Raw genomic sequence first — 10592 nt, 5'->3', positions numbered from 1 at the left:
TGAATTAATCGTCTAGATTTTGGGGGTCAGATCATTTTCACCGCACTTTGTGCTTTTAGTGCGTCTCCTTGCGTATTCCTACGACAAATTACGATAACCTTTAGCACGAATTTCATCAGGCAAATCCATTCATTCTGTGGCATAATTGACAAGATTTATTCACAGTGAGGAAAACCAAATGCGAATTTTACACACAATGTTACGTGTCGGTGATTTACAACGTTCCATTCAATTTTATCAAGACGTGTTGGGGATGCGTTTATTGCGTACCAGCGAAAATCCTGAATATAAATATTCTTTAGCATTTTTAGGCTACGATGATGAAGACAAGGCGTCCGTCTTGGAATTAACTTATAACTGGGGTGTCGAGAAATACGACTTGGGCAATGCCTACGGTCACATCGCCATTGGTGTCGATGATATTTACGCCACCTGCGAAGCTGTGCGTCAAGCGGGCGGCAATGTTACTCGCGAACCGGGCCCGGTAAAAGGCGGAACCACCGTGATTGCTTTCGTCGAAGATCCGGACGGTTACAAAATTGAATTTATTGAAAATAAAAGCGCACAAGCCGGTTTAGGCAACTAAGCGAAAAGTGCGGTGAAAATTTCAACTGTTTTTTAACGTGGATTATGAACGATAATCCACGTTTTATTTTTAGGAATAGGTATGTCTGACACGCAAGAAACCATCAACTATCATTTATTAAAACACCGCTTCCGGGGGTATTTACCGGTCATTATTGATGTGGAAACCGCCGGCTTGAATGCGAAAACCGATGCGCTATTAGAATTGGCAGCGATTACGGTCAAAATGGATGAACAGGGCAATCTCTTACCCGATCAAAAATGCCATTTTCATATTCAACCTTTTGAGGGCGCCAATATCAATCCGGAAGCGATTAAGTTTAACGGCATTGATGTTGATAACCCATTGCGTGGTGCCGTGAGTGAAAATATTGCCATCAGCGAGATGTTTAAAATGGTGCGACGTGCGCAAAAAGAGGCGGACTGCCAACGTTCTATTATTGTGGCGCATAATGCCGCCTTTGATCAGGGATTTATTATGGCGGCAGCACAACGCACCAATGCTAAACGCAACCCATTTCATCCGTTTTCCACCTTCGACACCGCCACTTTAAGCGGTTTTATGTTCGGTCAAACGGTGTTGATCAAAGCCTGCCAAGCGGCAAATATTCCTTTCGACAGCCGACAAGCACATTCCGCCCTTTACGACACAGAACGCACCGCCGAGCTGTTTTGTTATATGGTAAATCACCTAAAAGCCCTTGGTGGATTCCCGCATATTGTGGCAAAAGAATAACGACTTTAAATTTGACCGCACTTAAGATTGTGGTTTTTTTGATTAATTTGAAAGAAAATGGAAAACACTCTAGACTTTACAAACTGAATATGAGGCCTATTAACTATGAAATACTATCGAACATTCGTTTTAAGCTTAATTTCTTCTACACTATCAACAGTAGCTTTCGCCGATACGCGTGACCCTCAATTAAACAACATTGATGCGGCACAACAACAGCGACAGAAACAATATCAACAGGCACAAGCAGACAAATTGCAGACTCAACCTGATATTCGTCTAGATTCGCCTCACAGTGAATCACTTTTACTTTCTTCTGCAGAATCTCCCTGTTATACCATTCATCAAATTACTTTAACGGATTACCACTCTTCCTTGCTAAAAAGTCAATTTCAATGGGCGTTTGATAAAGCAGCGAAATCATTAAAACTGACGTTACCTCACTGTTTTGGTGGTGCGGGTTTAGGTGTTTTAATGAAACAGGTTCAAAATAACATTATTGAGAAAGGATATGTGACAACACGTGTGGTGACAGAAGAACAAGATTTACGTGATGGGAAATTAATGTTAACCGTCATTCCGGGTAAAGTGCGTAATACGATTGTTGCTGATAGTAGTTATGTGCCTCGTTTTACCCGCTTACATGCATTAACCGGATTGACGTTTCATTCCGGCGATGTACTGAATATTCGAGATATTGAGCAATCCCTTGAAAACTTAAAACGTGCACCGACTGTTGAGGCAAACATCGAAATTTTACCGAGTGAAAGCGATAAAGCAGAGGTGGGGGAGAGTGATTTAAAAATTAGTTACAATCAAGCCTTTCCATTTCGTTTAAATGTCGGATTAGACGATGCCGGCTCGACTTCTACTGGTAAATGGCAAGCCAATGGCACACTCTCTATAGACAATATTTTTTCAGCAAATGATCTTTTCTACACCTCTTTTACGCATTCGATAAAACAAAAAGGAGATGACCGAGGTCGCCGTGCCAGTAAAAACCTCACACTTTACTATTCTATTCCGTTTGGTTACTGGAATTTAGCGTTTTCCCATAATCAGAGTAGATATCATCAGGAAGTCTTTGGCGCTTTTGATAATAGTTATATCTACTCAGGTGAAAGTGAGACGGATAAATTGACACTCTCCTATCTGCTCTATCGTGATGCCAAACGCAAGACCTTGGTTTCAGGTTCTTTTTGGTCTCGTCAATCTCAAAATTATATCGATGGTGCAGAAATTGACGTACAAAGAAGACGAATGGCCGGCTGGGAAGCTGGGATTAATCACAAAGAATATTTCCCAACAGCCACCGTAGATTTTTCAATTAATTTCAAACGAGGAACGGCTGCTCGGAGAGCATTATCTGCCCCTGAAGAGCTATTCGGTGAAGGCACCTCTCGTCCTAAAATTATTACAGCGAGTATCAATCTCATAAAACCCTTTAAATGGGGTAGCCAAGCTTGGCAATGGCAAAGCAGCTTGAATGCCCAGTGGAATAAAACCCCACTGATCGCTCAAGACCGTTTTTCAATTGGTGGACGTTATACCGTACGCGGTTTTGATGGTGAACTTTCTCTTTCCGGTGAACGTGGTTGGAACTGGCGAAACGAGCTAAGTTGGCAATTTAACCCCAATCATGCCGCTTATTGGGCGGTTGACGGAGGGCGAGTGTCAGGCTGGTCCACAGAAAATCAACTTGGTCGCCATTTAATGGGAACGGCGATCGGTTTGCGAGGAGGAATAAAAGGCTTTAGTTATGATGTCTTTGTAGGTAAACCTATACGTAAACCCGAAGGATTCAGAACTTCTAATGCGGTTGCCGGTTTTAATATCGGATATAGTTTTTAATTTATTTTTCAGCGAAATCAATTTGGATAAAATTTGAGGATTAAGGTATGAACAAACAATGTTTCCGTGTCATTTTCAGTAAAACTTTGCAACGTTTTGTTGTTGTTTCGGAGTTAGCTAAATCCGAGGGAAAATCAACTGAAAAACATGATGTTAGTCTGTCTCATGTATCGGTTCGATTAAAACCCTTAGCGTTTAGTCTATTTTGCGTTTTGGGTTTTGTCGCATTTTCAGAGAGTGCAGTCGCTGAAACCTTAATTATCCAAGCTGATAAGTCTGCCCCGAAAAACCAGCAGCCAATCGTACTACAAACGGCCAACGGACTACCGCAAGTCAATATTCAAACTCCCAACGATAAAGGCTTGTCCCACAACAAATACAGTCAATTTGATATTGCTGAGAAAGGCGCTGTGTTAAATAACAGCCGTACACATACCCAGACTCAACTGGCGGGCATGGTGCAAGGCAACCCCTATCTTGCTCGCGGTGAAGCAAACGTTATTTTAAATGAAGTAAACTCTAGTAATCCTTCGGTGATGAAAGGTTATATGGAGGTAGCAGGTAAGAAAGCCAATGTCATTATTGCAAATCCAAACGGATTACATTGCGAAGGCTGTGGGATTATTAATTCTGACCGCGTGACTTTGACTACCGGCAAACCTGAAATTAAAAACGGTCAAGTCGATAATTTCAAAGTTGAAGCGGGTAAAGTAACCGTTAGTGGAAAAGGTCTAGATAACAGTCATGTGGATTACACTGAAATTCTTGCTCGAGAAGCTGAAGTAAACGCCGGTATTTGGTCGAAAAAAGAGATAACGGTTATCGCCGGGAAAAATACTATCGCACGATCTGATGCTGATAAAACGTTACAAGTTATTCGTACAGAACAAGCATCGGTTGGAGATATTAAGCCACAGGTTGCAATTGATGTGGGGGAATTAGGTGGAATGTACTCGGGCAAAATCCACTTGGTTGGTACCGAAGCCGGTATCGGTGTGCGCAATGCCGGTCATATTGGCGCGAGTGCAGAAACCCTGCATATTGATAGTCAAGGACGAATTGTCAATACGGGAACACTCAATGCTGCAAAATCCACGCAGTTTACTGCAATGCAAGAGATTGAGAACAAAGGCAAAATTGAAAATCGCCAAGGCAATATTACATTAAACAGCGCATTAGATATTAAGCAAGATGGGACTATTGTTGCGCGCCAAGGTGACATTCATAAAATTGCCACCGATCAAATTACTCAAAACGGAGAATCTGTCGCTAAAGGTAACATTACCTATCAAGCAGCAAGGGTCAAAACATCAACCAATTCATTAGTTGCTGCCGGTGTAGAAGTAAAAGATACCGCACAGGGTGAAGTACGTTCGCTTGAAAAAAATTCCGGTCAAGGCAAAAACGTTGCGGTTTCTGCGACAGCAAAAGCAACTTTACAAGGGAAAAATCTTGCTTCAGGCCAGATCGATATTCAAGGTTCAGAAGTTGATCTCGACCATAGTCATACATCAGCGCATTCTGTGAGTGTTGTCGCAAATCAGGGTAATATTCAAGCTAATCATGCAATGTTAATTGCGGATAAGACATTATCATTAAACACCCCTGCTGAGCTTCAAACACAACAAAGCCACCTTAAAGCAGAAAAAATCACAGCTCAGCAACATTCACTCAATATGCAAAAGGCTGTTTGGGAACAAACCGGCACTGATGAACTGAAACTTTCGGTCAGCGATCAACTGAAGAATCAAGGCGGTACCTTGAAAACGCAAGGTGATTTAACTCTCTATTCTCATGGAATGGATAACCGCCAAGGACATTTGTTGACAAATGGCAAACTAGTGGTAGATACCGGAACCGGTCAACTTGATACATCAACTTGATACAACAAATGGCGTAATGTTGTCCAATCAAAGTCTTTCTCTTAATTCAGGTGAATTTATTAATGATGGCGGCTTAATTCAATCTAATCAAAATGTTGCTATTAATACCCAAGGACAATCTCTATCTAATAAACAGACCTTAACGGATGCCCAAGATAAGGGGATTGTTGCACTTGGAGAAGTGAATATTCAGGCCGGAAATGTAGTCAACCGACAAGGGCGGATCGTCAGTGTAGGCAAACAGATTATCAATGTCGCCAATGTCGATAATCAGCAAGGTTTGGTTTACACGCAGGACAATTCAACTTTACATGCGAAAAATCTTTCTAATGATGAAGGTAGTATTCGCGCTGTTAAACAGGCCGATATCACGTTATCCGATAATTTAAATCAGCAAAATGGTGCCATTAAAGCTCAGACGTTAAATTTGGCTGCAAATACACTGAATTCACTCACAAAAAGTGTCATTTCGGCGGATAATCTTAATATCATCACGTCAAATGAATTAAGCAATACAGATAGCCATATTATTGCGAAGTTAAATGGTGATATTCAAACCGGCAGCACATTAAACAATAAGAATGGAACGATTGGCAGTCAGGAGCGTTCTTTCATTATTAATACGCATCAGCATCGTTTAGAAAACGAACAGGGAAATATTATTGCTGCTCAAAATATTGATATTAACAGCGGGGCAATCAACAACAATCAAGGATTAATCTCAGCAAATGAGATTGCTATTAATAGCAATAATCAGTCAATTAATAATCAAAAAACCTTATTGGAAAAGCAAGGTAGTAAAGGGATTATTGCACAACATTCATTAACCCTGCATTCAAATTCTTTGAATAACAATAACGGGAATATTCTTTCACGCAATAATGCCACCGTAAATACGGCATCTCTCATTAATCATCAAGGTGAAATACGTACACAATCACAGCTTGATTTGCATACTAATACCCTCGAACAGAACAACGGTTTAATCACTGCAAATACCGTTAATTTGGTTGCTGATGCTATTAAATCAAATAAACAAAGCGAAATAAGCGGCAATCAAGTAAATGTGACTGCACAAACGCTGGATAATCAAGAGAGCAAACTAATTGCACGCCAACTAGCACATATTGATGTAAAACAAGGTATTCAAAATCAAAATGGCATCCTTGCCAGCCTTGGTGAAAAGCTCACGATTAATAGCAATCAATCCGAGATAAATAATACGGGAGGCATGGTTTTAGCGCAAAACGGCACACTGAAATTAAATACGGATATGCTCAATAATAAACAGGGGAGTATTCGTGCCAAAATAGCAGAAATTTTTACGCAAAAAACCTTAGATAATCGCAATACCCTTGCAGATAAGCACCAAGGTATCGTCGCCACTGATTTGAGTTTAAAAGCAAAACAACTTGATAATCAAGCCGGACGTATTACAGCTTTAAATAGCACCGCACTTCAAGCTTCTGATATTCAAAATCAGTCCGGTGAAATTTTAATGGTAAATGATGGTTCGCTGAATGCAGATAAAATCAATAATCAAGCCGGCCAAATTGCCTCTGTATCTGCCAATTTAAATATTACGACACAAACGGCATTAAATAACCAACAAGGCACGATCAAGGCAGAAAATATGCTTACCTTGATGACCAAAGGGTTAGAAAATCAACAAGGCAAAGTGGTTTCATCCAATCAATTACTGCTCAAAACAGCTCAACAACAGATTGATAACCAACAAGGCATCTTATTCGCCAAGAATAAGGCCGATATTCACTCGGGGAATATTAATAACCTAAACGGTCTCATTCGAGCAGACGATTCACTCTTAATTGAGGCTTACCAAAATGTCATTGATAACCGACATACCCAAGATGCTTTAAAGGGGATTGTTGGATTGCGTAGCATGGTTTTACAAGGTGTCACTACGCTATTTAATCAGCAAGGTAAACTCTATGGTGGAAATACGCTTAATATCACGACAGCAGAAGACATACAAAATCAGCAAGGAACGCTTCAAAGTCAGGGAGATTTAACACTCTCTACACAGTCGGTGAATAATCAAGAAGGCAAGATTTCTTCTCATGTAGCCAATATTACAGCAAAAACAATCAATAACCGCGCAACATCTGAGCAAGGTTCGTTAATTTATGCAGATAAATTAACCCTCAATACAGAGCAGCTTGATAACCAAGGTACAAAAGCAAAAGATAAATCACCGGCACAAGGTATTCAAGGTCAAGATATTGTCATCCAAACGGCAACATTAAATAACCAACAAGGTGGCATTTATAGTGCGAATAATGTCTCTATTACCTCAAATAATCATTTAGATAATAGCGAGGGAGAATTGTTGGCGGTGAACACCGTGGATGTCTTAAACGGCAACAATTTAATGGTAAATAATGAGAAAGGGCTTATTCAAGGTAATAAAACCGTTAATTTAAATGCAACAGGTTTGGCATCTGAAGGTAATATCAAAACAAAAGGCGATCTGAATATCGCATTAAAAGAGAGTTTTATCTTAAATAATGCTTTCGAAGCGAATAATCTAACATTTAAAACAGAGGGTAACTTCACGAATAATACTGAGCAGAGAGTTGCTAATAAAATGACGATTTCGGCAAATCATATTGAGAATCGTGCCAATGCAGAACTTTCATCAAATGAGACAATGCTGAATTCAACGAACTTAATAAACCGAGGGTTGATTGATGGCGTTAACACCGTTATCAAGAGCTCAGCCGTAACAAATATCGGCACAGGACGAATTTACGGTGATCATTTAGCAATTAATGCTGCAACAGTCGAAAACTTGGCCGAAACCGTCAATGGAGAGACGAAAGCGGCTACGATTGCGGCAAGAGAGCGTTTAGATTTTGGGGTAAATACGTTAATTAATCGAGATGGTGCTTTAATTCTCTCCTTAGGTAATACAGTTATAGGTAATACATTAGATAAAAATAATCATGCCGTTGGAAAGGCAAATTTAATTCAAAATGATAGTGCAACAATTGAATTGTTAGGCAATGCAGTTGTTAATGCCCAAAATGTAATTAACCGAGATACTAAAATCAAAACTCGAATCAGAGAAGAAAGAGAAACGTTTGATTTATATGGTAAAGAAAATGTTACTACTGGGAAAGTTTCTGAATGGTATCGAGTTGGTGTAGATGGCGAAATGGACCAGGCCGGTGGGCAACGTAAAAAAAGTGCAACCTTTACGTTTTATGATAGAGCCAAAGGGAACATCTCTTCGCATAAAGGGGATTATTGGCAACGTCGAGAGTTTACCCAAACACGTTATATCCCGGAAATTTATGATGAATCTCCAGCTAAATTCCTTGTAGGCGGAAACTTACACCTTAATAGCGAAAATACACTCAATCAATATAGCCAACTTTTAATTGGAGGAAGACTATATTTTAATGAACAAAATATTTCACAATCAGGTGAAAGCATTGATTCAAACAATGGAAAACTCGTGAATGAGGATTTCACCGCAACACAGATTGTAGATGAGCAAGGTTATTTTTATCGTTATCAGCAGGATAGACGGAGATCAGGAAAAGGAAGAAGACATAAAAATTTCTTAGATATAAAGATACAAAAAGCCATTAATGAACAATCTTCAAAACAGGTGCATTTTAATCTTGTGCTTAACACGATCGGCACCCCAATCACATCCGGTGCCACCGTGGATGATAAAACCAAAGTGAAAGATATTCAGTTAGATACAGTCTCTGTTATGTCAAATAGTGCGGATAATCCAAATGGGATTTCGATTGAAAAATCGCCATTAAATCCATCTATCGGCAAGCATACCGAAATTACACTAACACCGACCATAAATAACCATAATGTGATAAGTTCCGGGCAGGTCATCGCTAAATTACAGACCACCGTTGAAAAATTTGATCCTCAAGACTTATCCAATATGACAATGCCGGTGGTGAAAACACATCTTCCAGATGTGAAATTACCTCAAGCCAGCCTCTATAAAATTAATCCGGAGGCACCAAACGGTTATTTGGTCGAAACCGATCCAAAATTTACCGATCGTAAACGCTGGCTCAGTTCCGACTACATGTTTGAACAACTTCGTTACAATCACGATAACGTTCATAAACGTTTAGGCGATGGTTTCTATGAACAACGTTTAATCAACGAGCAAATCCATCAACTGACCGGTCGCCGTTACATTGAAGGCTATAACAACGATATAGACCAATACAAAGCGTTAATGAATAGCGGGGTGAAATACGCTAAACAATTTAACCTTGCCTTGGGTGTCGGCTTAACCGCCAAACAAATGTCAGAACTGACCAGCGATATGGTTTGGTTTGTCAATAAAGAGATTACGCTAGCAGACGGACGTAAAGTCACCGCACTTGTGCCGCAAGTATATTTGGTGGCACGCAATAGTGACATTAACAGCCGAGGGGGCGTGGTTTCAGCCAATCAAATTCTCGGCAATGTAGATACGCTGGAAAACCGCGGCGTGATTGCGGGACGAGATTTAACCCGGATTCATTCGAATCAACTGCAAAACGAAGGCTCGATACTGGGGGATACGGTTGATTTATCGGCGAAACAAAACCTGATTAACTTAGGCAATATTGAAGCGGTGAAATCCCTCTCGTTGGCGGCGGGGAAAAATTTAGACATTCGCAGTACGCTTTCCTCTTCAGAAAGTGCCGACGGCAATGTTGCCCGCACCGTGTTAGACCGTCTTGCCAGCGTGAAAGTCACCGGCGCAGGCGGCCGTTTGGCATTACACAGCAATGAGAACCTGATGATAAAAGCGGCCGATATTGAAAGCCAAGGCAGCTTAAGCGCAACGGCAGGGAATATGTTAAACGTGACGACATTAACGGTGAGCAATAAAGAGTATTACAACGGCGATGCGGATAACTACTATCGTTTAGCGCAACATTCGGAAGTGGGCAGTACCCTTAAAGGCAAGGACGATGTGACGCTTGTGGCGAAAAAGGATGTCCGGATACGCCAATCGAATATCGGTAGCGAAAAGGGCAACGTGCTGATTGGCTCACAACAAGGGGATATCCAGGTTGAAGCCGGTCGCGAAGAGGAGCAACTGGCAAGCGCGTCAAAATCCGTGAGCAGAGGTCGCTTCGGGTTAAGTAAAACGACGGAGATACGTCGTCATGAACACGATATTGCGCAATCGGTGAGCAGTAACATTGACGGAAAAACGGTGAATCTTATTGCCGGTCAAGGGAATGTGACGGTGCAAGGCTCAAATGTCGTGGGAGAAAACGGCTTAACGGTGCAGGCGAAAAACATCGACATCAAAGAAGCGGAAAACAAAGTTTATTCCGAGGATTTTCACAGCAAGAAAAAATCAGGCGTGTTGGGCGGCGGAGGCCTAGGGGTTACGTTTGGTGCCCAAAAGCAAACGCTAGAAAGCGATAAAACGAAGTTTTACGCACAGGGCAGCCAAGTGGGGAGCTTAAACGGCAACACCACCCTCATCGCAAAGAATCATTACACCCAAACGGCAAGTCAGGTGAGTGCGG

General features: G+C 41.1%; 5 protein-coding genes. All 5 read left to right on the top strand.

Annotated features, from left to right (window positions below):
* Window positions 1–178 precede the first annotated feature (178 nt).
* Complete coding sequence (gene gloA / locus HMPREF9065_RS01235; RefSeq protein ID WP_033002744.1) at window positions 179–586, top strand: lactoylglutathione lyase; 408 nt, start codon at window positions 179–181, stop codon at window positions 584–586.
* 81 nt (window positions 587–667) lie between these two features.
* Entirely contained in the window at window positions 668–1321 is a 654-nt protein-coding gene (rnt, locus tag HMPREF9065_RS01240; protein ID WP_021616889.1) for a ribonuclease T, read from the top strand.
* A 105-nt stretch (window positions 1322–1426) separates the two neighbouring features.
* A complete protein-coding gene (locus tag HMPREF9065_RS01245) occupies window positions 1427–3172 on the top strand; it encodes a ShlB/FhaC/HecB family hemolysin secretion/activation protein (protein WP_021616888.1) in 1746 nt (581 codons plus the stop codon).
* A 47-nt stretch (window positions 3173–3219) separates the two neighbouring features.
* Complete coding sequence (locus HMPREF9065_RS10145) at window positions 3220–5055, top strand: two-partner secretion domain-containing protein (protein ID WP_021616887.1); 1836 nt, start codon at window positions 3220–3222, stop codon at window positions 5053–5055.
* Window positions 5039–10592: hemagglutinin repeat-containing protein (locus HMPREF9065_RS0109595; RefSeq protein WP_021616886.1), on the top strand; the 5554-nt coding region annotated here is incomplete at its 3' end. The genes HMPREF9065_RS10145 and HMPREF9065_RS0109595, both read left to right, overlap by 17 nt.

Origin of the sequence: Aggregatibacter sp. oral taxon 458 str. W10330 (assembly GCF_000466335.1) — a bacterium.
Lineage (GTDB): Bacteria > Pseudomonadota > Gammaproteobacteria > Enterobacterales > Pasteurellaceae > Aggregatibacter.
Note: the sequence above shows the minus strand (reverse complement) of the source record. Positions and strands in the feature narration are given on the sequence as shown.

What these genes read in the sequence shown, in the direction of transcription:
- gloA (WP_033002744.1), top strand. Translation starts at nt 179, where the DNA reads ATGCGAATTTTACACACAATGTTACGTGTCGGTGATTTACAACGTTCC.
- rnt (WP_021616889.1), top strand. Translation starts at nt 668, where the DNA reads ATGTCTGACACGCAAGAAACCATCAACTATCATTTATTAAAACACCGC.
- HMPREF9065_RS01245 (WP_021616888.1), top strand. Translation starts at nt 1,427, where the DNA reads ATGAAATACTATCGAACATTCGTTTTAAGCTTAATTTCTTCTACACTA.
- HMPREF9065_RS10145 (WP_021616887.1), top strand. Translation starts at nt 3,220, where the DNA reads ATGAACAAACAATGTTTCCGTGTCATTTTCAGTAAAACTTTGCAACGT.